The organism is Ruegeria sp. HKCCD7255 (assembly GCF_013031565.1).
Taxonomy (GTDB): domain Bacteria; phylum Pseudomonadota; class Alphaproteobacteria; order Rhodobacterales; family Rhodobacteraceae; genus Ruegeria.
In genome coordinates this window covers 193,002-216,713 of sequence record NZ_WQAG01000007.1, presented here as the reverse complement: position 1 = coordinate 216,713, position 23,712 = coordinate 193,002, and the positions used below count along the sequence as shown (strand labels likewise).

24 protein-coding genes are annotated in these 23,712 nt (G+C 58.2%); 5 read left to right on the top strand and 19 right to left on the bottom strand.

Annotation, left to right across the window (positions count from 1 at the left end; all coding sequences use genetic code 11):
- Nucleotides 1-8 precede the first annotated feature (8 nt).
- The 6 genes from GOX45_RS14675 to GOX45_RS14650 form a co-directional block, all read right to left on the bottom strand.
- Nucleotides 9-1,010 (bottom strand): endonuclease/exonuclease/phosphatase family protein, encoded by a 1,002-nt coding sequence (locus tag GOX45_RS14675; protein ID WP_171101897.1) that lies wholly within the window; start codon nucleotides 1,008-1,010, stop codon nucleotides 9-11.
- A gap of 3 nt (nucleotides 1,011-1,013) precedes the next feature.
- Nucleotides 1,014-1,694 (bottom strand): molecular chaperone DjiA, encoded by a 681-nt coding sequence (locus GOX45_RS14670; protein WP_171101896.1) that lies wholly within the window; start codon nucleotides 1,692-1,694, stop codon nucleotides 1,014-1,016.
- A gap of 9 nt (nucleotides 1,695-1,703) precedes the next feature.
- A complete protein-coding gene (locus tag GOX45_RS14665; protein WP_171101895.1) occupies nucleotides 1,704-2,228 on the bottom strand; it encodes a GNAT family N-acetyltransferase in 525 nt (174 codons plus the stop codon).
- Nucleotides 2,225-2,827 (bottom strand): VOC family protein, encoded by a 603-nt coding sequence (locus tag GOX45_RS14660; RefSeq protein ID WP_171101894.1) that lies wholly within the window; start codon nucleotides 2,825-2,827, stop codon nucleotides 2,225-2,227. The genes GOX45_RS14665 and GOX45_RS14660 overlap by 4 nt, the downstream gene beginning before the upstream one ends.
- Before the next feature lie 140 nt (nucleotides 2,828-2,967).
- Complete coding sequence (gene scpA, locus GOX45_RS14655) at nucleotides 2,968-5,097, bottom strand: methylmalonyl-CoA mutase (protein ID WP_171101893.1); 2,130 nt, start codon at nucleotides 5,095-5,097, stop codon at nucleotides 2,968-2,970.
- Nucleotides 5,094-5,909, bottom strand: coding sequence for a hypothetical protein (locus GOX45_RS14650; protein WP_171101892.1), 816 nt, complete (start codon nucleotides 5,907-5,909; stop codon nucleotides 5,094-5,096). The genes scpA and GOX45_RS14650 overlap by 4 nt, the downstream gene beginning before the upstream one ends.
- A 110-nt stretch (nucleotides 5,910-6,019) precedes the next feature.
- Here GOX45_RS14650 and GOX45_RS14645 point away from each other — a divergent pair, with 110 nt between their 5' ends.
- Nucleotides 6,020-6,466: a DUF4174 domain-containing protein gene (locus GOX45_RS14645; RefSeq protein WP_171101891.1), complete on the top strand. Its 447-nt coding sequence runs from the start codon at nucleotides 6,020-6,022 to the stop codon at nucleotides 6,464-6,466.
- Between the two features lie 76 nt (nucleotides 6,467-6,542).
- On the opposite strand, the gene GOX45_RS14640 is transcribed toward GOX45_RS14645, so the two are convergent.
- The 5 genes from GOX45_RS14640 to GOX45_RS14620 all read right to left on the bottom strand — a co-directional run bounded on the left by GOX45_RS14640 (nucleotide 6,543) and on the right by GOX45_RS14620 (nucleotide 11,820).
- Nucleotides 6,543-8,588, bottom strand: a complete 2,046-nt coding sequence (locus tag GOX45_RS14640) for an acetyl/propionyl/methylcrotonyl-CoA carboxylase subunit alpha (protein WP_171101890.1) — start codon at nucleotides 8,586-8,588, stop codon at nucleotides 6,543-6,545.
- A 116-nt stretch (nucleotides 8,589-8,704) separates the two neighbouring features.
- A complete protein-coding gene (locus tag GOX45_RS14635) occupies nucleotides 8,705-8,908 on the bottom strand; it encodes a hypothetical protein (RefSeq protein WP_171101889.1) in 204 nt (67 codons plus the stop codon).
- 391 nt (nucleotides 8,909-9,299) lie between these two features.
- Nucleotides 9,300-9,659: a hypothetical protein gene (locus tag GOX45_RS14630; protein ID WP_171101888.1), complete on the bottom strand. Its 360-nt coding sequence runs from the start codon at nucleotides 9,657-9,659 to the stop codon at nucleotides 9,300-9,302.
- Nucleotides 9,660-9,783: 124 nt separating this feature from the next.
- Entirely contained in the window at nucleotides 9,784-10,182 is a 399-nt protein-coding gene (locus tag GOX45_RS14625) for a DUF6497 family protein (RefSeq protein WP_254430631.1), read from the bottom strand.
- Nucleotides 10,183-10,287: 105 nt separating this feature from the next.
- Nucleotides 10,288-11,820, bottom strand: coding sequence for an acyl-CoA carboxylase subunit beta (locus tag GOX45_RS14620; protein ID WP_171101887.1), 1,533 nt, complete (start codon nucleotides 11,818-11,820; stop codon nucleotides 10,288-10,290).
- Here GOX45_RS14620 and GOX45_RS14615 point away from each other — a divergent pair.
- The 3 genes from GOX45_RS14615 to GOX45_RS14605 all read left to right on the top strand — a co-directional run bounded on the left by GOX45_RS14615 (nucleotide 11,819) and on the right by GOX45_RS14605 (nucleotide 14,673).
- The gene (locus GOX45_RS14615) at nucleotides 11,819-11,998 is read left to right on the top strand and encodes a hypothetical protein (protein WP_171101886.1); all 180 of its coding nucleotides are present in this window, start codon (nucleotides 11,819-11,821) and stop codon (nucleotides 11,996-11,998) included. The genes GOX45_RS14620 and GOX45_RS14615 overlap by 2 nt on opposite strands.
- Before the next feature lie 3 nt (nucleotides 11,999-12,001).
- Entirely contained in the window at nucleotides 12,002-13,207 is a 1,206-nt protein-coding gene (locus GOX45_RS14610) for a multidrug effflux MFS transporter (RefSeq protein ID WP_171101885.1), read from the top strand.
- 65 nt (nucleotides 13,208-13,272) lie between these two features.
- On the top strand, nucleotides 13,273-14,673 hold the full coding sequence (locus GOX45_RS14605) for a short-chain fatty acyl-CoA regulator family protein (protein ID WP_171101884.1): 1,401 nt from the start codon (nucleotides 13,273-13,275) through the stop codon (nucleotides 14,671-14,673).
- An 84-nt stretch (nucleotides 14,674-14,757) separates the two neighbouring features.
- On the opposite strand, the gene GOX45_RS14600 is transcribed toward GOX45_RS14605, so the two are convergent.
- From GOX45_RS14600 to GOX45_RS14575, 6 genes are all read right to left on the bottom strand, one after another.
- A complete protein-coding gene (locus tag GOX45_RS14600) occupies nucleotides 14,758-14,997 on the bottom strand; it encodes a YdcH family protein (protein WP_171101883.1) in 240 nt (79 codons plus the stop codon).
- A 120-nt stretch (nucleotides 14,998-15,117) separates the two neighbouring features.
- A complete protein-coding gene (betA, locus tag GOX45_RS14595) occupies nucleotides 15,118-16,776 on the bottom strand; it encodes a choline dehydrogenase (protein WP_171101882.1) in 1,659 nt (552 codons plus the stop codon).
- A gap of 70 nt (nucleotides 16,777-16,846) precedes the next feature.
- Entirely contained in the window at nucleotides 16,847-18,355 is a 1,509-nt protein-coding gene (gene betC / locus GOX45_RS14590; protein WP_171101881.1) for a choline-sulfatase, read from the bottom strand.
- Nucleotides 18,352-18,924: a transcriptional regulator BetI gene (gene betI, locus GOX45_RS14585; protein ID WP_171101880.1), complete on the bottom strand. Its 573-nt coding sequence runs from the start codon at nucleotides 18,922-18,924 to the stop codon at nucleotides 18,352-18,354. Before betI ends, betC begins: the two co-directional genes overlap by 4 nt.
- Before the next feature lie 88 nt (nucleotides 18,925-19,012).
- Complete coding sequence (locus GOX45_RS14580; RefSeq protein ID WP_254446029.1) at nucleotides 19,013-19,921, bottom strand: DMT family transporter; 909 nt, start codon at nucleotides 19,919-19,921, stop codon at nucleotides 19,013-19,015.
- 40 nt (nucleotides 19,922-19,961) lie between these two features.
- Nucleotides 19,962-20,561, bottom strand: coding sequence for a LysE/ArgO family amino acid transporter (locus tag GOX45_RS14575; protein ID WP_171101879.1), 600 nt, complete (start codon nucleotides 20,559-20,561; stop codon nucleotides 19,962-19,964).
- Between the two features lie 84 nt (nucleotides 20,562-20,645).
- Between GOX45_RS14575 and GOX45_RS14570 the strand changes: the two genes are divergently transcribed.
- Complete coding sequence (locus GOX45_RS14570; protein WP_171101878.1) at nucleotides 20,646-21,533, top strand: LysR family transcriptional regulator ArgP; 888 nt, start codon at nucleotides 20,646-20,648, stop codon at nucleotides 21,531-21,533.
- Here the strand turns inward: GOX45_RS14570 and GOX45_RS14565 are convergent.
- Complete coding sequence (locus GOX45_RS14565; RefSeq protein WP_171101877.1) at nucleotides 21,530-22,795, bottom strand: permease; 1,266 nt, start codon at nucleotides 22,793-22,795, stop codon at nucleotides 21,530-21,532. The genes GOX45_RS14570 and GOX45_RS14565 overlap by 4 nt on opposite strands.
- Nucleotides 22,796-22,888: 93 nt before the next feature.
- Entirely contained in the window at nucleotides 22,889-23,629 is a 741-nt protein-coding gene (locus tag GOX45_RS14560) for a YebC/PmpR family DNA-binding transcriptional regulator (protein WP_171101876.1), read from the bottom strand.
- Between the last annotated feature and the right edge of the window lie 83 nt (nucleotides 23,630-23,712).

Below are 23,712 nucleotides of genomic sequence, written 5' to 3'. Positions count from 1 at the left end.
GCGAAAGGTCAGAGGTCGATATCCAACGTCACCGGGAAGTGATCCGACGCAGTCAGCAACGCCTCACGCAGTTCTGGGTTCGACCAGCAAACCGCATCTCGGAACGGATGCCAAATGCGCCAGCTTGGGTCGCGCTGCCGCAAGTCGTCGCTGATCATGATGTAATCCAACAGAGCTTCCAGAAACCGTCCTTCATCGGGGCGCGCAAACCGCGCTGTTGACGGCAGCGAACCTGGTCGTGGCCCCAGAGCTTTGGCGGCATGGGGGTCGAACAATCCCGCCTCCAACAGAATTTCAACGGATGATCGGCCAAAAAGATGCTCGAATTCATCCAAACCGGGCCCGTCATTCAGATCGCCGAGCAGAATTGTCGGTGTCCCACAGTCCAGGTGTCCCCGCACCCGACGCGACAGCCAGATCGCTTGCGCCAATTGCTTGCGGCGATTGGCGATCGATATCCGGATCGCCTCGTCGCGCGATCCGGCCCCATGCGGCGCTTTGGACTTCAGATGCGCGCCAATCATCCGAAACGCGTTTCCCGCTTGAGTTTCGACGGCCAACTCCATCGGCGGCTTGGAGAACTGCACCACGTCCTGTGTTTCATCTACATCCAGATCAATGCGGAACTCCGCATCGAACCGAGGTGCGGTTGGATCGCTGGGGTCCCCGACCGGATCGTGGCGAGGCTTGAGAACGTTCGCGTCGTAGAGCAGCGCCAATTCCTGATGGGTGTCATTTGGGTAACCCATCACCGCATGGGTGGTGCGCAGATCAAACGCTTCGGCAAACCCCTGCAAGGCTCGCACGGTGTTCTGAGACTTGCCGGTATTTGGTGCTTCGACGATCAGGACCGCATCGGCGTCCAAGGCCGTCAGAACCTTGGCAATTGCCTCGGCCTGCTGCGCGCGGGTGACGTCATGGCGGCCAGACCATTCATCATCGACCAGCACCCTATCCTTGCGGTCGAAAAGATTAGCGAACCATTCGATATTGTAGGTCGCCAATCGCATCGTTCAGACCCGTGCGCCGTTGATTTCGTCCCAGGCACGGTTGATATCGATCATCTTCTTTTCGGCCAGTCGCACGGCTTCTTCAGGCACCCCCCGTGCCATCATCGCATCTGGATGCGTATCCCGCACGAGCTTGCGCCAGACCTTGCGAATTTCCTCTACGGGCATGTCGCGGGGTACACCCAGAACCGTATAGGGGTCGTGCGGCGCATCCGGTACAAACCGGGCCCGCAGGGCCATGAATTGCGCATCGGTCTGGCCGAAAATACGGCTCACCTGTTCCAGGAATTCATCCTCGTTCGGGTGATAGAACCCATCTGCCAAAGCAATATGGAACAGACCTTCCATCAGGTCACACAGCGTAGTGCTGTCATCGGAAAACATGACCGAGATCTTGCGGGCATAGTCCTGATAGCCCGCCACGTCGGTGCGGGCCATGTCGAACACGCGCGCTGCGTTGGCCTCGTCCTCGCGCGCGATCTGAAACACATCCCGAAAGGCGGTCACCTCATCGCGCGTCACCTGCCCATCTGCCTTGGCCATCTTCGCGCCCAGCGCGATGACGGCAATGGTAAAGGCCACAGACCGTTCGGGCGGGGTGCGCAGTTTTTCGAAAACGGCCGTCAGGCTTTCACCTTGGGTCAACGCGCTCAGCGCATCGGATATACGAGTCCAGATCGACATAGGCGCACCCTAACGCGGAGTTTCCCCGGTGTCAGGTGCGACAGATGACTGCGGAGCAAGAATTTTTTGCATCAGGATCAGATCCAGCCATTGACCCCATTTCCAGCCAACCTCTGGCATTCGGCCAACCTGCACAAAGCCAAGCGACGCATGAAAGGCTACGGCGCCCGGATTGGCCGAAGATATCCCCGCCACCAGAACATGAACATCCGCGGCACGCGCCACCTGTTCCAGCGCCACCATCAAGGCGCGCCCTGTTCCCTGCCCGCGTGCATTGGGCGACAATTGGACCGAGTGCTCGCAGCTCCGTGCATAGCCGGGGCCGGACCGAAACGGCCCATATGTGGCAAAGCCCACAACGTCATTGCCCTGCTCAGCCACAAGAAACGCAGCCCCCCGCCGTTCGATATCGACGGCAATGCTGCTTACATCTCTTTCGTCCGTTGTGAAGGTCACCAACGTGTCGCGGATGATGGGGTTGGTGATGTTCGCTATGGCCGCTGCATCCTCGACACGTGCCTTACGAATATTCATTCCAACACGCGCGGCCCATGCGGTGTCTGAAACTCCGCCCGCAGCGCCGCAGGTCCGGTATCGAAGACCACGAATTGCAGCTCACCCAGCAGTTTTGCCAGCTCGAGCGCGTCAGGGTGAAACACGACCAAACGGGTCAGACGGCAACCGCGATCCTGCAACATCCCCGCCGGGTGCAGATCACCGTGCCACTGAATCAACGCCGGGAACAGGTTGTCAAACGGCAAGCGTCCGCTCGGCGGCACCGCCATCTGCCAGCGCAAGGCCCCACGCGCCAGATCAATCGGTTCTCCGACACCATCCGGGAAAATCGACAGCGAGGATGCAATATCCGGCACGCTGCAGATCCAATTGCTCAACCGAGGCTGCCCCGCGAACCGATCCAGATCGAACCAACGTGTACGTTCCAGTTGCGGCGCGTCAGGATCGATCGCAATCGCTTCCAGATAGAGCCCCTCCGCAAGGCCAAGCAGTCGATTATAGGTGCCAAATTTCTCGTGCTTGCCACCCTCTTGCAACGGCACGCCAAGGGCTTGCTCAATATGGGCCGACGCCTCCTCCAACGTCTCTCCTGCCACCGCCAAATGGTCCAGTCTCATTGTCTTTCCTCCACCAGGAGACACGATCTTAGCTACGATCGACCGCCCCACGCCAAAAGATCCGCGTCTTCATCTGGCTAGAAATACCCTCGGCGGCAAGCGAGCACCAGTGCGACCGGTGGCAGACAGCGCCCTCCGAACTATCCGTTTCGCGCTTCGCCGATGAGGCCCAGAATATCCTGCGCCGCCTCGGGTATGTTGGTCCCGGGACCAAAAATAGCCTTCACCCCATGATCATAAAGGAACTGGTAATCCTGCTGGGGGATCACACCACCGCAGATGACGATGATGTCCTCAGCCCCGGCCTTCTTAAGCTCTTCCACCAATTGCGGTGCCAGCGTCTTGTGACCAGCGGCCTGAGACGAGATGCCAACCACATGCACATCATTGTCCACCGCATCTTGCGCCGCCTCGGCAGGTGTCTGGAACAAGGGCCCCACATCCACGTCAAAGCCGATATCGGCAAAGGCGGTTGCGATGACCTTGGCACCTCGGTCATGCCCGTCCTGCCCCATCTTGACCACCAATAGACGCGGGCGGCGGCCCTCGGCCTCGGCAAACGCCTCGATGGATTTCTGGATCGCGGCAAAGCCTTCGTCGCCCTCGTAGGCGGCCCCATAGACCCCGGCCAGAGTCTTTACTTCGGCGCGGTGACGACCGAATTCCTTTTCCATTGCCATGCTGATCTCTCTTACGGATGCGCGGGCGCGGGCGGCCTCGACGGCGGCGGCCAGCAGGTTTCCACCGTCACGGGCGGTCTTGGTCAGGGTGTCCAACGCCGCCTGACACGCAGCGTCATCACGCGTGGCGCGGATGCGCTCCAGTCGCGCCACCTGAGCCTCACGCACAGCAACATTGTCGACATCCAAAATGTCGATCGGGTCTTCCTGTTCTTTGCGGTATTTGTTCACGCCGACGATGACCTCTTCGCCCCGGTCGATCATGGCTTGACGGCGCGCGGCGCTTTCCTCGATCCGCAGCTTGGGCATGCCCGAAGCCACCGCCTTGGTCATACCGCCCATCTCTTCGACCTCTCGCATCAGGGCCCAGGCTTTTTCGACCAACTCATTGGTCAGGCTTTCCACGTAATAGGATCCGGCCAACGGATCGACCACATCGGTCACACCCGTCTCTTCCTGCAGCACAAGCTGGGTGTTTCGCGCAATGCGCGCCGAAAAATCAGTCGGCAGGGCAATCGCCTCGTCCAGAGCATTGGTGTGCAGCGACTGTGTACCGCCCAGAACAGCGCTCATCGCCTCATAGGCGGTACGGATCACGTTGTTATAGGGGTCTTGTTCCTGCAACGACACGCCCGAGGTCTGGCAATGGGTGCGCAGCATTTTCGACCGCTCGGACTTTGCACCAAACTCGGTCATCACCCGATGCCATAAGGTCCGCGCCGCACGCAGCTTGGCAATCTCCATGAAGAAATTCATGCCGATGGCAAAAAAGAACGACAAACGGCCCGCGAATTTATCGACGTCCATCCCGGCTTGGGTCGCTGCACGGACATATTCGCGCCCATCGGCCAGCGTATAGGCCAGCTCTTGCACCAGGTTCGCACCCGCCTCTTGCATGTGGTAGCCCGAGATCGAGATAGAGTTGAATTTCGGCATCTCGTTCGACGTGTATTCAATAATGTCCGAGATGATCCGCATCGAAGGTTCCGGCGGATAGATATAGGTGTTGCGCACCATAAACTCTTTCAGAATGTCATTCTGGATGGTGCCGGACAGAACCGATTTGTCGTGGCCTTGCTCTTCACCTGCAACGATGAAACTGGCCAAAATTGGGATCACCGCGCCGTTCATCGTCATCGAGACCGAAACCTGATCCAGCGGAATGCCGTCGAACAGGATTTTCATATCCTCGACCGAGTCGATGGCGACCCCGGCCTTGCCCACGTCGCCCACCACACGTGGGTGATCGCTGTCATAGCCGCGATGGGTGGCCAGATCGAAGGCAACGGAAACCCCCTGCTGCCCCGCTGCCAGATTGCGGCGGTAAAAGGCGTTGGATTCCTCGGCCGTCGAAAACCCCGCATATTGCCGGATCGTCCAGGGGCGACCTGCGTACATCGTCGCCTTGACGCCGCGCGTGAACGGGCCAAAGCCAGGCAGCGAACCCATATGCGGCAATTCAGCCGTATCTTCCTGAGTATAGAGCGGTTTGACGTCGATGCCTTCCAGCGTCTTTTTCGTCAGATCCTGCAGGGGACGACCGCGCAGCTCTTTCACGGCCAGCGCTTTCCAGTCCTTCGTTTCGGTCATGTCGCATTCCTCTCGTCTATTCGGTCATAGGCAGGCGCTGCTGCACCGCGTGCTGTTTCAGACATCAAACACAGTTGGGCCAACCCATCGGCCCCATCGGCCAGCCAGGTTAGATCGTCAGCGAACGTCGCCATAAGTTTCATTTCCTGTGCGCTGTTCAGGCCCTGAGGCCTCGCGTCTTCATCCTTGCTAAGCCACAGATTCGATGACCGCTCGGGGGTGTTTGAACGCAAAAGCTGCGCCAATTGCGCATCCGGATGCCCCGCAAACTCCTCGAAAGGCAGCACATAAAGGGGAATACCGGGGAACACATCGGCAAGGTCAGTGACCACACCGCGCCAACTGCGGTCATGTTTCGCAATCTTCTGCCAGCGCATATGCGGCCCGAAATGTTTGCCGTTGCGCGCGGCGTAACCCGCCAGAGAGGCCCAATAGGTGTTCAAGGCCCGAATATTCAAAGCAATCGCCGTCACGCGCGCGCCAAAAGCGCCAGATACCAATTGCGCACGCAAACGCGCTTCGGGATAGAGCTCTCCTTTGTGGAAATTCTGCTGCATCATGCCCAGAAAGTTCTCTTCGCTGACCAACAGATGCGTAACGCCCCGTGACTGGCAAAGGTCCAGTTCGTGTTGCAACTCGGCCCGCGATGCGTCCGTCATGGTTTTCAACGCGATTAAATCGGTTTCACGCGTGGTTTCAGGACCCCAGAAAGCTACGCCCTGTTGTTTCAACTCCGCTGCATTGCGCCGGACGTATTCCTGAAAACTGGTGGTCGCGCAGCGATGCGCACCAAAATGCAATGTGATTTCCATCCGCCTAACCCACCAAAGCGCACGCGATGTACGACTTTTTGAAGACATCCTGCATTCCAACGGTCGCATTCCCCCAAACACGGGTTATATTCGATGGAACAGGAGGCCTTATGACACGAACGCTTGCCCTTGTTTTCTCGGCACTATTCCCGTTGGCCGCGCTGGCCGCCGACGGCTCTGCGCCTGCGGATGACGAATTTGTTCGGCCCGCAGGCGACAGCGATCTTAGCGAATTTCTTTGGGTCAAACGCCCTATTGTGGTCTTTGCAGACACCCCGGCCGACCCAAGGTTCCAGCAACAGATCGATATGTTGCTTGAAGGGGAAGACGCGATGCGCGACCGGGACGTCATCGTCCTGACGGATACCGATCCGTCCGCGCGTTCGCCGATCCGGTCACAGCTGCGCCCGCGCGGTTTCCAGATGGTGTTTGTGGACAAGGACGGCGTGGTCAAGCTGCGCAAGCCCTCCCCTTGGAGCGTGCGCGAGATTGGGCGGTCCATTGACAAAACGCCCTTGCGCGAACGTGAAATCCGGGAACGGCGCGAAGGCGGTTGAGCGCGATTGCCACGCCCCAAGGCGCCAGCGTTATGCGCTAGGGTCCTTGGATGGTATGGCAAAGCGGCGAACAAGGTTATTCAAACTCCATGATCACGTCGTCTACGGCCAGACTGTCGCCTGGGCCTGCGTTGATCTTGGCGACCACACCCTTTTTCTCGGCGCGCAGGATGTTTTCCATCTTCATCGCCTCGACGGTGCACAAGGCCTGCCCCTCCTGCACCTCCTGCCCAACTTCGACATCGACCTTCACGATGAGGCCGGGCATGGGACACAGCAGCATCTTCGAAGTATCAGGCGGCAGTTTCTCGGGCATCAGCTTGGCCAACTCGGCCTGACGCGGGCGGCGCACATGCACTTTCAGGTCTGCGCCCCGATTGCGGATGCGGAACCCACCCGAGATCTTGTCGGCTTTCATCACAAGCGGAGCGCCCTCGACATCCAACTCAGCCAGCTGATCCCCAGGCGTCCAATCCGAGGCAACCCGCAAAGCTTCGCCATCAGCAAATTCCACCGTGGCACCTTGCTTGTCTGCTTCGACCGATACATCAAACTCCTGACCTTGCAGCGCGACATTCCAGCGTTTGCCCACCTTGCGTTCGTGATTGTCCATCCGGCCAGACACGCGGGTGCGGCGGATTTCGGCAACCCGATGCATGGCCGCACAAGACGCAGCGATGCGGCGGAGGTCGCCTTCGGGCAGGATCACTCCGTCAAACCCGTCTGGGTATTCCTCTGCGATAAACGCGGTGGTCATGTCGCCGCTGACAAATTTCGGGTGATCCATCACCGCCGACAGAAACGGCAGGTTGTGGCCGATGCCTTCGACCTCAAAACTGTCGAGCGCCACGCGCATCGCCTCGATCGCCTGTTCCCGCGTCGGAGCCCAGGTACAAAGCTTGGCGATCATCGGGTCGTAATACATGCTGATCTCACCGCCTTCATAGACGCCAGTGTCATTGCGAACCGCTGCGTCATCCTCGGGCGCGTCGCCATGCCACTTTCCGTTGGCAAGTAGCGGCCCTGCAGCGACCTCCTGCGGTGGGCGATAACGGGTCAGACGCCCGATCGAGGGCAGGAAATTGCGATACGGGTCTTCGGCGTAAAGTCGGTTTTCGATGGCCCAGCCGGTCAGCGTCACGTCATCCTGCGTGATCGAAAGCTCCTCACCCGCAGCCACACGGATCATCTGTTCCACCAGATCGACACCTGTGATCAGCTCGGTCACCGGATGCTCAACCTGCAGGCGAGTGTTCATTTCCAGGAAATAGAAATTCTTGTCCCCATCAACGATGAACTCAACCGTTCCGGCGCTTGCGTAATCCACCGCCTTGGCCAGGGCGACGGCCTGTTCCCCCATCGCACGGCGTGTTTCGGGATCAAGGAAAGGCGACGGGGCTTCTTCAACCACTTTCTGATTGCGGCGCTGGATCGAGCATTCGCGCTCACCCAGATAGATGCCGTTGCCGTGGCTGTCGCAGAGCACCTGAATTTCGATATGGCGCGGCTGGGTGACGAATTTCTCGATGAAAATCCGGTCATCGCCAAAGGAATTCGCGGCCTCGTTCTTGGAGGACTGGAAGCCTTCGCGCGCTTCCTCATCATTCCAGGCGATCCGCATCCCTTTACCGCCGCCACCGGCACTGGCCTTGATCATCACCGGATAGCCGATCTCGTTGGAAATCCTGACGGCCTCATCCGCATCCTCAATCAGTCCCATATAGCCGGGCACAGTGGACACGCCCGCCTCCTGCGCGATCTTTTTGGAGGTGATCTTGTCACCCATGCTTTCGATCGCACCTTTGGGTGGGCCGACAAAGGCAACGCCCTCGGCCTCTAGCGCTTCGGCGAATTTGGCGTTTTCCGACAGAAAGCCATAGCCCGGATGCACCGCCTGCGCGCCGCTTTGGCGGATCGCGTCCATCACCTTGTCGATCACGATATAAGACTGGTTGGCCGGGGGCGGACCGATATGGACGGCTTCATCCGCCATCGACACATGCAACGCATTCCTGTCCGCATCGGAATAGATGGCGACGGTGCCGATACCCATCTTGCGCGCGGTCTTGATGACTCGGCAGGCGATCTCACCCCGGTTGGCGATCAGGATCTTATTGAACATGGAACGTCCTTTGGCTTGGTGTTCGGGAAACGCAAAAACGCCACCCCAGGGCATGAACCCCGCGGCGGCGTTGCGCGTGAATAGAATCGAGACGCCGAGCGCCTCGAATAGCTGTGTCAGTTACAGTTGTTTTGGGTTTTGCAGTAAAGCACGTTACCGGCAGCCCCGACGGCCGCGCCGAGAATCGGATCAGCGTTGAGAACAGCCGCCCCAACGGCCCCGGCGCCACCGCCCAGCAAGGCCTGTTCGCCGGTCGAGTCGCCGCAGGCCGCAAGGCCCGCGCAGGTTGCTGCCACAAAGAAGAATCGCGAGATACGCATGATGACTGCCCTTCTGGTTGTCTTGTCGATTGGGCCGTCAGATGCACGAAATCCGCGTTGATATTCAATAACACGCGCTCAATTTCAGGCAGATGCGCAAACTTGCGCCGCCGACAAGCAAGCTTGTGCGCAAAGAAAAGCGCGGGCAGGTGAATGTGGGGGACACATGCCTGCCCGCGTAAGGAAGGGGTACGGAATAGTAGGTGCATGTGCGACGCAGGCAAAACAGAGCCGCACGGCACGTGTAGGTTGCATCCGCCCTCCGAGCAAACAAACATCGTTATTTCAGCGCATTGCTTTCCGGCTGAATCCCGCCCATTCCATTGGGACACGCGCAGATTTGCGCCGAAACGGTCCATGCCTGGCCCATTGATATGTCCCCTGGCAAAGGTCACGCCTGCCCGGCCCGATCGAAAACATCAGGGAAAGATTGCTGCAAAACGACCGGGTCGATCACCAGAAGCGCCTCGTAACTTGTTGGATCAAAAGGATCCTCTGCCGCTATCACTTCGCGTCCAAAGAGCCAGCTGAGGCGCCCCGCGTCCAGGTTTCCGCGTTCGAACGGCTGATCGCCGAAATGCAGCCAAAGCGCCTCGACAAAAGCGGCATCCGCGCGTCGGTCGGCGGGTTTGCGATCCCGAAAACGCTCTCTCCGGGTCAGCGGCGTTGCGCCTTTTGGGTTCGCGCGACGAATGGTGAACTGGAAGTCGGTGCCGGTCAGACGCCCGGGAAAACCACGATGCTTCAGCATGGTGTTTCTCCGATCAACATCTGCGAATTTCGACGCAAGGGTGAAAAGGCTGGGCAAGCCATTGAATTCTCCGAGGAGCTAAGGGTGGAATAGATTGCCTGTGGCACATGAACCGTGGTCATGGTCAGAGCCCTTCCCAGATACACTGGCTGTCATCCAACCGGTAGGCTTCAAAGAACTGAGTGGCCTCGGGCGTCGACGCGCCAAACTCCAGCGCGCGGTCTGCAAATGAAATCACGATACGGGCCGGATCCAAACCATGCTGCGCGACGTAAGGTACGGCCAAAGCCTCGCATAGATGTGCCATGTCTATGGCCGCGATGTCATAGGTGATACGCCCGACGGTCGCGCCGATTTTGGGCGCAACAAACCGGAACCGCACCCAAAGCTCACCGGGGTTGTTGTCCAGCAAAACGTCGTTCAACTCGACCGGCTGGCCCGAGGGGACAGGCAGAAGGTTTTGCGCATAGGCCGGACAGCACAACATGATCGCCAAAACACATCCACGACCCCGGAACCGCATAATGCGGCCTCCTCTTTCCGGGGTCGCGCGCGCGCGCCTCAAAGCTTGCGCGGGGATATGTCTTTTGGTGCGGATCATCGGAGGCTAACAGACCTTCTGTGTGCGTCAGAGCGGAATATTGTCGTGCTTTTTCCACGGATTCGTCAGCTGCTTGTTCCTCAGGCTGGCAAAGGCGCGCGAAACCCGGCGACGTGTTGAATGCGGCATGATCACCTCGTCGATGAACCCACGTTCAGCGGCAACAAACGGGTTGGCAAAGCGCTCTTCATAGTCTTGCGTGTGCTGCGCGATCTTTTCGCTGTCACCCAGATCGGCGCGGTGAATGATCTCGGTTGCGCCTTTGGCACCCATCACGGCAATTTCAGCGGTGGGCCAGGCATAGTTGAAATCACCTCGCAGGTGTTTGGACGCCATAACGTCATAGGCCCCGCCATAAGCCTTGCGAGTGATGACAGTGACCTTGGGCACCGTCGCTTCACCATAGGCAAACAACAGCTTGGCTCCGTGCTTGATCACGCCGCCATATTCCTGAGATGTTCCCGGCAGGAACCCGGGCACATCCACCAGCGTCAGGATCGGGATTTCGAAACAGTCGCAGAACCGCACAAACCGCGCCGCCTTGCGCGAACTGTCGATATCCAGACAGCCTGCCAGAACCATCGGCTGATTGGCGACTACGCCGACCGTCTGGCCTTCGAGCCGGATAAAACCAGTGATGATGTTCTTGGCATAATCTTCCTGAATCTCATAGAAATCGCCCTCATCCGCCACTTTGGTGATGAGCTCTTTCATGTCATAGGGCGTATTCGGGTTATCAGGGATCAATGTGTCCAGCGAAGATTCCACCCGGCCTGGGTCATCAAAGAAAGGCCGTGTGGGTGGCTTTTCACGATTGTTGAGCGGCAGGAAATCGACAAGTCGACGCACTTCGGCCAAGGCTTCGACATCGTTTTCGAACGCTCCATCGGCGACCGAGGATTTTTTGGTATGAGTCGAGGCACCACCTAGTTCCTCGGCGGTGACCACCTCGTTGGTGACTGTTTTCACCACATCTGGCCCGGTGACGAACATGTAGGATGTGTCTTTGACCATGAAGATGAAATCCGTCATCGCCGGGCTATAGACCGCACCCCCGGCGCAAGGGCCCATGATCACACTGATTTGCGGCACCACGCCCGAGGCCATGATGTTGCGCTGAAACACTTCGGCATAGCCTGCAAGTGACGCCACGCCTTCCTGAATCCGGGCTCCACCCGAGTCGTTGATGCCAATCACAGGCGCGCCGTTCTGCATGGCCATATCCATGATCTTGCAAATCTTCTGCGCATGGGTTTCCGACAGAGACCCGCCGAACACGGTAAAATCCTGACTGAACACATAGACCATACGGCCATTGATCGTGCCCCAGCCCGTCACCACCCCGTCGCCAGCAGGCCTTTGTTTTTCCATTCCAAAATCAGTGCAGCGATGGCTGACAAACATGTCGAACTCTTCAAAGCTGCCCTCATCGACCAAAAGCTCGATCCGCTCGCGCGCGGTCAGTTTGCCACGAGCATGCTGAGCCTCAATCCGTTTCTGCCCACCGCCCAGCCGCGCATTGCTGCGGCGGTCTTCGAGTTCGGAAAGGATATCTTTCATGACGGTATTCCCCTATGAAATTTGCCGCGAACATACCGACAGTGTAGCCGGTTCCAAAGCGATATTCGGCAAATTTGCAAATCTTCAGCAATATATCGTCGTAAAATTGCAAATCAGCAAATCTTACAGCAAGCCAAATTCGCCCATGGCAATTCTCAAAACAAGACTCTATGGGTGAACCATGCAGTTCAGAACATCGGCTGTCAGCCGGACGCCTCCAACGATTGCGACGCTGGTCCTGCTCTCTGGCCTCTCGGCTCTGAGCATGAATGTCTATCTGCCCAGCATGCCGAATATGGCGGTCTACTTTGAGACTGATTATCGGGTCATGCAGCTTTCGGTCGCTCTTTACCTTCTGGTCAATGCGGTGCTGCAAGTTCTGATCGGCCCGGTGGCCGACAAGGCCGGACGGCGCCCTGTCTTGATGTGGGGGCTAAGCCTGTTCCTGCTGGCGACACTGGGCTGCATCTACGCCCCAAATGTCGAGGTTTTTCTGGCCTTCCGCATGTGTCAGGCGATTATCGTCGTAGGCATGGTCCTGAGCCGGGCTGCTGTTCGAGACATGTATGACCAGGACCAGGCGGCCTCGATGATCGGATATGTGACCATGGGCATGGCGGTGGTCCCGATGATCGGCCCGGCCATTGGTGGAGTGCTGGAAGAAACCTTTGGATGGAAGGCCAATTTCTGGATGCCCTTCGCACTGGGGGCCCTGACGCTGATTCTGACCTACAGGGATTTCGGCGAAACCGCAGCGACCAGTGGCAAAACCTTGCTTCAACAGTTTCGTGAATACCCCGAATTGCTCACCTCACCACGGTTCTGGGGCTATTCCCTGTCGTCGGCGTTTTCCTCTGGGGCTTTCTTTGCCTATCTGGGCGGAGCCCCTTTTGTCGGAACCGAAGTCTTTGGCTTGAGCGCCGCCCAGGTTGGTGTTTATTTCGGTGCTCCTGCCTTGGGGTATTTCTTCGGCAATTTCATCAGCGGCCGATTTTCGGTACGCTTCGGCGTCAACCGGATGGTCCTTTGGGGCTGCTTGCTCAACGCTGTCGGCGTGATCTTGTCCGCATCGCTGGTTCTGACAGGGCTTGGAACCGCAATCAGCTTTTTTGGATTGATGACCTTTGTCGGGCTCGGGAATGGCATGTCGATCCCCAACGCCACTTCGGGCGCTCTTTCCGTCCGGCCCCATCTGGCCGCAACCGCATCCGGCCTAAGCGGCGCAATCATGCTGGGTGGAGGCGCTGCGCTCAGCGCTTTGGCCGGTGCGCTGCTAACCGTAGAAACCGGCGCCATGCCGCTGCTCTGGCTGATGCTGATCACAGCCATCCTGGCGATCTGCGCCATCAACGCGGTAATCTGGCGCGAAAAGCAATTGGGTCTGTAGACCGGCTTGCCACACGAGGTTTGCAAAGTTAGTTTTTCAGATCAGAAAAACTGCAAAGGCGATGCATGGCCACCCAAAAACTCTATGCCGGCGCCAAACTGCGCGAAATGCGCACGCGTCTGACCCTCACACAAAAGGAATTTGCAGCCAAACTCGGCGTCTCCCTGCCCTATCTGAACCAGATGGAGAACAACAACCGTCCAATCTCGACCACGGTTGTTCTGGCGTTGGCGCAAGAGTTCGGTATGGACGTGACCGAACTCAGTACCGGGGACAGCGAACGCTTGGTCTCGGACATGCGCGAGGCTCTGGCTGATCCAGTCTTTGCCGATGCGATACCACCCCTGGCCGATTTGCGCCTGACCGCGTCGAACGCCCCCGCCCTGGCCCGCGCCTTTATCGAATTGCACCGCGTTTATCGACAAACCCACGAGCGCCTGGCCTCGCTAGACGAAGCGCTGGGACGCGAAGACGCACGCGTGCAAGCCAGCCCGTGGGAAGAGGTGCGGGACTTTTTCCATTATTGTGACAACTATATCGACGCCGTCGACCGCGCCGCCGAGAATTTCGCCAGACAAGCGGATGAAACAGGCGGGATCCGTCAAGCCGCCATAGCAAGCCTGTCACGCCAAGGCATTCAAGTTACTTTCGCTGATACCGAAACCCTCCGCAGCTATGATGCCGCGGGCAAAAGTCTGCGGATTTCGTCGCGGGCCGCCTCGTCTACGCAAGCGTTCCAGATTCTGCTGCAAGTCGCATTGATCCAACAGGATAAGCTGCTTGAGGCAACACTGGACTTCGCAAAATTCCACAGCGAAGAAGCCCGTGCCATCGCCAAAATCGGCTTGGCAAACTACTTTGCAGGGGCATCACTGATGCCCTACGGCACTTTCCTTGCTGCCGCGCAGGACTGCCGCCATGATCTTGAGATACTCAGCAACCGCTTCGGCGCCTCGATCGAACAGGTCGCCCATCGGCTCTCGACTCTGCAACGGCCCGGTGCAAAAGGCATTCCGTTCTTCTTTGTACGCGTCGATCAGGCGGGAACTATCACCAAGCGCCATTCCGCCACACGGTTGCAATTTGCCCGCTTCGGCGGTGCTTGCCCCCTTTGGAACGTCCACCGCGCCTTCGAGACGCCGGGCCATTTCCTGCAGCAACTCGCAGAAACTCCGGATGGCGTGCGCTATATCTCATTGGCGCGTGATGTATCGAAATCCGGCGGTTCTTTTGGTTCACCCGTGCGCCGCTACGCCATAGCTCTGGGATGTGAGGTGCGCCACGCCGAAGCGCTGGTCTATGCCGACAACCTCGACCTCAATAACGCCAGTTCCTATGAGCCAATCGGCATTTCCTGCCGCATCTGCGAACGGCAAAACTGCCATCAACGCTCGGTCCCGCCACTGGAACGCCGCTTGTCCATCGACACCCATACCCGAAAGACCCTGCCTTACACAGTCACCTAATCTTCTTCTGTTCAAAAATACCTCGGGGGAGTCGCGGCCTGCCGCGACGGGGGCAGAGCCCCCACCCCGGTCTCGGACACATAATCAGGCTTTCGACAGGATCGCCCAGATCTCATCCTTCAATACCGCGCGTTTTTTGCGCAGCTCGACCTCGGCCAGCTCTTCCATGGGCTCGACATTGGTTTCAGCCCGGTGAACCGCGCGGTTGATTTCGTGATACTCGTCCGCCAGACGCGCGAAATGTGCATCTGTCTGCTTCAACTGGCTCATCGCTTCGACTTTGTCTGGAAATTCTTCCGCCAGTTCATGCGGTGTATGGGACATTCTGTTCGCTCCTTGATTGCAGTTTCACTGCAGACTAGGCGCGTCTATTCCAACCGGCTTTGACGCGGATCAAACGGATGCGAAACATTGCCCTTTCACGATACTCCTTACAGCAGAAACCTAACGTTGCGCCTCTGCCCAATTTGGATGGATCCAGGGGCGATCATTGGCTTTCGGCAAAGCCTCCTTGCCCAAGAGATGATCCGACATCTTCTCACCCACCATGATCGACGGCGCGTTGAGATTGCCATTGGTGATCTGCGGGAAAATCGAGCTGTCTGCCACACGCAACCCGTCCACCCCGATCACGCGCCCTTCGGGATCAACCACCGCTGAAGGGTCTTCAGCCCGCCCCATCTTGCAGGTGCCACAAGGGTGATAAGCGCTTTCGGCATGTTCCGCGATAAATGCATTCAGCTCGTCATCGCTTTGAACAGCGTCGCCGGGTTGAATTTCCTTGCCCTTGTAGGGCTTGAACGCATCCTGACCGAATATCTCGCGGGTCAGGCGAATACAGGTTCGGAAATCCTCCCAATCCTTTTCGTGGCTCATATAGTTGAACCGGATCACCGGCGCATCTTCTGGCTTGGCTGAGCGCAAAGTGATTGCCCCGCGCGACGGCGAACGCATGGGCCCGACATGGGCTTGATATCCATGCCCTTCTACCGCAGCCTGCCCGTCATAGCGCACCGCCATCGGAAGAAAATGATACTGGATATCGGGATATTCGACCCCGGCCGCCGACCGGATGAATGCCGCGCTTTCAAACTGGTTCGAGGCCCCCAGGCCGGTTTTTGTAAACAGCCATTGCGCGCCGATCAGACCTTTGCTGATCAGGTTCCAATGTTTGTAGAGCGTAATTGGCTGCAGGGATGCCTGCTGGATATAAAGTTCAAGATGATCCTGTAGATTTGCCCCCACGCCCGGGCGATCTGCGACCACCTTGATCCCATGTTCGGCCAGATGCGCTGCCGGTCCAATTCCTGACAACATCAGCAGCTTGGGCGAGTTGATCGAGGATGCCGCCAGAATCACTTCGCGCCGCGCGCGGATGACCTTTTTCCGCCCGCCTCGGACCAGTTCGACCCCAACTGCCCGACCGTGTTCCATGACGACGCGGGCCGCCAGGCCGCGCACGATCTCGCAATTGTCGCGTTTGAGCGCGGGCTTCAGGTAAGCATTTGCCGCCGACCAGCGTCGGCCTTTCCAGACCGTCTGCTCCATCGGCCCAAAGCCTTCCTGCTTTTCCCCGTTATAGTCACCTGTGACCTCATACCCGGCTTGTCGCCCGGCATCGACAAAGGCCTGAAACAGAGGGTTTTCCCTTGGGCCGCGCGACACGTGCAGTGGACCATCTGTGCCCCGCCAGGCTGGATCCCCTCCGTGCCCGCCATCATGCCAGGACTCCATGCGTTTGAAATAGGGCAGCACGTCGGCATAGGACCATCCGTCGGCCCCCATCTCGGCCCAGGTGTCAAAATCACGTGCGTGGCCGCGCACATAGACCATGCCGTTGATCGAAGACGACCCGCCAATGACCTTTCCGCGCGGACAAACCAGACAGCGATTGTTCAGATGAGGCTCGGGTTCGGACAGGTAACCCCAGTCATAACGGCGCATGTTCATCGGGTAGCTCAGCGCCGCAGGCATCTGAATGAACGGGCCTGCGTCAGTCCCACCATGTTCAATCACCAAGACCGAGGCCCCGGCCAGGCTAAGCCGGTAAGCCATCGCACATCCGGCGGACCCGGCTCCAACGATGACAAAATCTGCTTCCATTCTCATAGCTCCTTGCCCGCTGGGACAGCCTTACGCCGCCGGCGGGAGTATTTTCGAAAAGATGAAGAGGTCATTCGCCACGCGGGAAGCGTTGGCTTTCCTCGACGATGTTCAGGTCCATATGGTTCCGCATGTAACGCTCGGATGCTTTTTGCAGCGGCTGGTAGTCCCACGGGTAATAGCCGCCCTGTCGCAGCGCCTCATAGACCACCCAGCGGCGGGCCTGACTGGCGCGTACATCGGCATCGAACTGATCCAGGTCCCAGCGCGCCTCGGACTTGGCCCGCAACGATTGCAGCGTGCCTGCATGTTCGGGGCGGTCGGCCAGGTTGGTTAACTCATGCGGATCACTGTCCAGATCAAATAGTTGGTCGGGATCAAGCGCGCATCGATTGTATTTCCATTTGCCATAGCGCAAGGACACTAGCGGCGCATAGGAGGCTTCGGCTGCGTATTCCATCGCCACGGGCGCAGTACGCTCGGCGCCCTGCGCCAGCGGCACAAGGTCTTCTCCATCTGTCCACGGAGCGATTTCAGCCATGTCGACCCCGGCTAGCGCACCCAGAGTCGGGGTGACGTCAATCGTGGACACCGGCGTGTCGATCCGACCAGGTGGAAGATCCGGCGCCGAGATCATCAGGGGCACGCGGGCCGACCCTTCGTAGAAGTTCATTTTGAACCACAGCCCCTTTTCGCCCAGCATATCGCCGTGATCCGAGACGAAGAGGATGATCGCGTCCTGCCGGGTTGCCTCGAGCACGTCGAGGATCTCACCAATCTTGTCGTCCAGATAAGAGATATTGGCGAAATAAGCGCGGCGGGATTTGCGGATATCGTCTTCGGTGATGTCAAAACCGCGCCAGTCATTGGCGTCGAAAATACGCTGCGCATGCGGGTCTTGATTGTCATATCCCAGATCCGCCACCTCGGGCAACAGATGGTCGCAATCCTCATAAAGATCCCAGTATTTGCGGCGCGCCACGTAAGGGTCATGCGGATGGGTAAAGCTGACGGTCACGCACCATGAGCGGTCGTCCTTGCCGCGCGCCAGATCATAAAGCTTGGCCTTGGCGTGATAGGCGACCTCGTCATCATATTCCATCTGGTTCGAGATTTCGGCGACACCGGCGCCGGTGACCGATCCCATGTTGTGATACCACCAGTCGATCCGCTCACCGGGTTTGCGATAATCGGGGGTCCAGCCGAAATCAGCCGGGTAAATATCCGTGGTCAGGCGATCCTCGAACCCGTGCATCTGATCGGGGCCGACGAAATGCATCTTGCCCGACAAGCAGGTGTAATAGCCCGCGCGGCGCAGATGATGCGCATATGTGGGGATATCGCTGCGGAACTCGGCCGCGTTGTCATAAACCCCGGTGCGCGAGGGCAGTTGCCCGGACATGAAGCTGGCCCGTCCCGGCGCGCAGAGCGGTGATGCCGTATAGGCATTGGCAAAACGGGTCGAACGGGCGGCCAGTTTCTTGAGGTTAGGAGCATGCAGCCATTCGGCGGGACCGTCAGGAAAGAGGGTTCCGTTGAGCTGATCCACCATCAGGATCAGAATGTTGGGTTGTGTCATTTTTCCGCCTCGAGCAAGGTGTCGAGAACCCGCATCGCGTGGTTCACCGCCAGTTGCGGTTCTTTTGGTGCAGTCAGAGCCGCGCGAATATAGAGCCCGTCGATCAAGGCGATCATGTTTTCAGCACCCTCAACAGGGTCTCGCAGCTTGGCGCGCAGGGCGTCGATCAGATTTGACCGAATCCGCGCCTGATAGATCTGCCACAAGCGCAACGCGTCCGGGTTGGTCTGAGCCAGAACATAGAAGGTCATCCAGGCCGTGATCACGTTGGGCGTAAAGCAGGACGGCGCAAAACATGCCCGGATAATGGCCTGGGCCCGTTCACCCGGAGCGGCTTTCTTCAATTCGGCCCGCGCCTCGGCCCCAAAATCGGACAGGATGCGTCGCATCGCGGCCAGGAAAATCTGATCCTTGCCGCCAAAATAGTGATGGGCCAGCGCGCTGGACATGCCTGCGCGCTTAGCGATCTGGCTGACAGTAACATCCAGGGATTTGGCCGCACCCAACTCGGCGATCGTCGCTTTGATGATCGCGTCCCGGCGCAGGGGCTCCATTCCGAGTTTTGGCATTGCTACACCTCAGACACAGGCAACGTGTCAAAACGCTACGGCGTTTTTATTGACTCGTCAATCAAGAACCGAGCGTCAGTGGGTGTCGCTAGAATTTGGTTTCGACGTCGGGCGGTGTCACGGCCTTGCGGTTCAATCTGGCTTCGCGCCACGAGATAAAGCTGACCGCAGCGACGATCACTGTTCCACCCGCCACGACCCAGATGTCGACGCTTTCGTGAAAGACCAACGCGCCCAGCGCCGTGGCCCAGATCAACTGCAGGAAGGTGACCGGTTGGGTTACGGCCACCGGTGCGGCCTGAAGCCCAAGTGTCATGAAATAGTGGCCCGCCGTTGCAAAGCTGGCAACGAGGAACAGCACAGCCAGATCACGCAGGCTGGGCTGGACCCAAACCGCCAGCGCAAAAGGGATGAGCACAATCGTGACCCAGATCGACATATATGCGACGACGACCGCCGGTTTGACGTCACGCACCAACAGTTTGGCCAACAGATAGGATGCCCCCAGCATCAACGCGGTTCCCAACATCGCCAGGTGACCTATCGAAACCTCGCGAAAACCAGGGCGCAGGATGATCAGCACACCGATCAGCGCCACCCCAATCGCAGCGATGCGACGGAAGGCGAGTTTTTCACCCAGAAACAGCGCGGCACCCAAGGTCACATAGATCGGTGTCATATAGTTCATTGCGGTCACTTCAGCCAAAGGGATCTGCGTCATCGCAAAAAACCACAGCATCACCGCCAGGGCGTGCACCACTCCGCGCAGTCCGAAAAGGGTCAGCAATCGGGGTGTAAGCTGCGTTGCTCGAATGGCCTGCAATGCAGGCAAGAGGAAGACCAGACCAAACACGAACCGCAAGAACGCTGCTTGAATCGGGTTCATGGTGGTCCCCAAGGACTTGACCAGCGCAGTCATGACCACAAAGCACAGCCCTGCAGACAGCATCCAGAACATGCCGACCGCGGGTCGGTTTGGAGCGGGTGATACATTCATGCCAGTGCTTGAACACCGAAACCGAGCGGGCAACAACCCTTCACATGGCAACAAGTTTGTAGGCAATCGCCAACATGACAGCCCCGATGATCAAATCGAGGATTTGCCAGGATTTTTCGCGCACAAAGATCGGCGACAAAAGGCGCGCTCCAAAGCCCAGCGAAAAGAAGAAGACAAAGCTTGAAACCATGGCGCCTACGGCAAAGCTGAAACGGTCCTCATATTGGGCCGAGATAGACCCAATCAGAACCACGGTATCCAAATAGACATGCGGATTCAGCCAAGTGAATGCCAGAACGGTCAGCAAGGCGGTATGCAAGCTAATACGCTTGCCCGCGCCCACCTCCATCACCGCGCCGCCGCGCCAGGCCGACGCAAGACTGCGTAGCCCGTACCAGGTCAGAAACAACGCACCGCCATAACGCATGACGGTCTCAAACCAAGGAACGGCCTGAGCAAGGGTTCCGAACCCGGCGACGCCAGCAGCGATCAAGACGGCATCCGAAACGGCGCATGTCAGGCAAATCGGAAGGACATGCTCACGCCGTAACCCCTGGCGCAAGACAAAAGCATTCTGAGCGCCAATGGCCAGGATAAGGCTAAAGCCCAGAACAAACCCTGCGATGAACGGTACGGACATGCCACCCCCTTGATTGCCGTGTTGACTAGAGGGTTGGTGGACTTCTATCAAATTAATGTTTCTTACTCAGGTTAAGTACAACTAATGCAATTCGATCCCAACCACTTGTCTGCCCTGGCGGCGATCCTGCGCCATGGCAGCTTCGATGCTGCTGCCGATGAATTGTCGGTTACGCCCTCCGCGATCTCTCAACGCATCAAAGCGTTAGAAGACAGGCTTGGCGTGACGCTGGTACACCGGGGCACCCCGTGCACCGGTACGCCTGCGGGGTTGAGGATCGCCCAACATGCCAGCAGCATCGACCTGCTTGAGGCGCAGTTGAACCGTGATCTGTCGCTGGAGCAGAACCACGGCGCAGCGCGGGTGCGCATAGCTGTTCCGGCTGACGTTCTCGCCACCTGGTTCATGGACGCAATGGCCGCGGTTGACGGGCTGCTGTTTGATCTGGTGATCGATGATCAGGACCATTCCGCTGAATGGCTCAGACGCGGTGAGGTCAGCGCAGCAATCACTGTGGGCGGGCAGACCATAACAGGTTGCGACACATTCTCGCTGGGGCAGATGCGTTACCTGGCGACGGCCAGCCCGAGCTTTGCAGACAAATGGTTTCCAGATGGTGTAACTTCCAAAGCTCTGCAGGTCGCGCCCTGCCTGACATTCAACCGCAAGGACAATTTGCAAAAAAAGTGGGTCACGCAGGTTACAGGAAAACGCTTGTCGCCCCCGACCCATTTTGTGCCGTCCACCCAAGGCTTTGTAGAAGCCGCAACCGCCGGGCTGGGATGGGGTATGAACCCGGAACGCCTTGTGCAAAAGGGGCTGAGCAATAGTACCCTGTGCGAGATCATACCAGAGAGCCCGCTGGATGTTGCCCTGAGCTGGCAGGTTGGCCGCATCCTAGGGCTCGCTTTGAAACCCTTGACCCAAGCCGTGAAAAAGCAGGCAGTCCAGGCGCTTAGACCTCCAGCTTAAACTGTCTTTGAGGCTTTGGGATCCACGATCCAGAAACAGGCAAAAGAGGCCCACAGGCTGACAAGTACGATAAACACGATCGCCAGCGCGACTTCATTCGTATGCGCAACTGCAGCCAAAGCCGCCGACAGCACCACTCCGACCAGTCGGCATATGCTTTTGACGGCCGCTGCACCTTGGATTCGCTGGTCCTTGGGGGCGACGTCCAAGAAGTACAGTTTTCGTGCGCTGCCGACCCCAGTCACCGCGACTGAGACGACGAATAACGCAACCGCATGCAGATGAACTTGGTGGTCTATGTGCAAGTAGTGAAAAGCCAATAGGACTATTCCCGTGACAGCGACCATGAGTGTCCCTGTCACCATAACCGCCCGGTGCGACTTAAGGTTGATGAACTGCCACAACGGCGCAGATACCAAATAACCTGATGCAGACGATACGATCATGGCTGTCAGACCTTTGGCCGATGTGTGATGCGCTTCGGCGGCGATCAGAGCGAAGAACGGAACCGAAAGCGTGACCGCAACCAGTGGCAGGCGCATGACCATGTAGCGGCGGAACCAAGGGTACTCGAACATCCCCACGATACCTCCAACAACCTGCCGCAGTGTTCGGCGCGATTTTGGGGCCGCGTTTTCTTTATCCTGATCCACAGTCCTTTCTGCCATCGCCAGAATGCAAAGGGCAGACAGCGAAAAGAATGCGATGGATACGGCGATGACCGTCGAATGGCGCGAGAATGGCGGGTTGTCTTTGGTGATTTGATGGACCACCAAAGCGATCCCGATCGCCCCCAACCCGCCAACTCCAAGCTGCAGGTAATTCACGACCATGCGGGCCTTGGAGCTCAGGTGATCGCCCATGACATCCGAAAACATCAGTGCCTGCCCTTCTTCGATCAGCCCAATCAGGAAAAAGGCGGCGACAAAGGCAACAGCCGTTAGCGGAACATGCCCGACCGAGGCAATCAGAATGGCCATGAACAAACAGCAGCCGATTGCAATTTCAGTCAGCGCAATACCACGCTTCTTTCGTCTCTGCGCCGCGATGGGCTGCGCAAGAAACACGTCCGAGATCATGCTGCCGACCATGCGCACGGACACAAGCGCGCCTGCCAGGAACATTGGAACTTCAAGAGACACGGCAAGAAACGGCAGAACAACCGACGGGCTGCCCAGTGTCCACGCCACCTGAGACAGAATGCTTTGCCCGGCCAGAACCGGCAGGTTGCGTCGCTTGAGATCTTGTTGTTCGTCTGCCATGCACCTGAACTCTAAGCGCGCGGGCGAAAGCGGTGCAAATGAAAAACCCGGCTCAACAGGCCGGGTTTGAACAATAATTCTGTCGGACGTGGCTCAGAGCTGTGCCATTACTTCGTCGGTGGCCTCGAAGTTTGTGGTTACGCGCTGCACATCGTCATCGTCTTCCAGCGCGTCCACCAGCTTCATCAGCTTTTGCATATCTTCCAGACCCAGCTCGGTCGTGGTCGTAGGCTTCCAAATCAACTTGGTGGACTCAGACTCGCCCAGCGCAGACTCGAGCGCATTCGATACATCATTCAGATCAGTATCCGCGCACCAGATGATATGGCCGTCTTCCGAGCTTTCGACATCTTCGGCACCAGCCTCGATGGCCGCTTCAAAGATGGTATCGGCATCCCCTGCCGTGGCCGGATAGACCACCTCGCCCTTGCGGTCGAACATGAAGCCAACCGAACCGGTTTCACCCAGATTGCCGCCATTTTTTGAAAAGGTCGAACGCACGGTCGAGGCGGTGCGGTTGCGGTTGTCGGTCATTGTTTCGACGATGACCGCGACGCCATTGGGGCCGTAGCCCTCATAGCGGATTTCTTCGTAATCATCGCCTTCTCCCGCAACCGACTTCTTGATCGCGCGGTCGATCACATCCTTGGGGACCGAGTTCGACTTGGCCTCTTTCACCGCAAGACGCAGGCGCGGGTTCTTGTCGGGATCGGGGTCGCCCATCTTGGCGGCGACCGTGATCTCTTTCGACAGTTTGGAAAACAGCTTGGACCGCGCGGCGTCCTGACGTCCCTTGCGGTGCTGGATATTGGCCCATTTGGAATGGCCTGCCATGGTGCGTCCTCGTCATCGTGATTGCGTATTCGGCGCTCATATAGACGTTTGCGGGGGGCAGGATCAAGAGAGCGGCTTGCGAG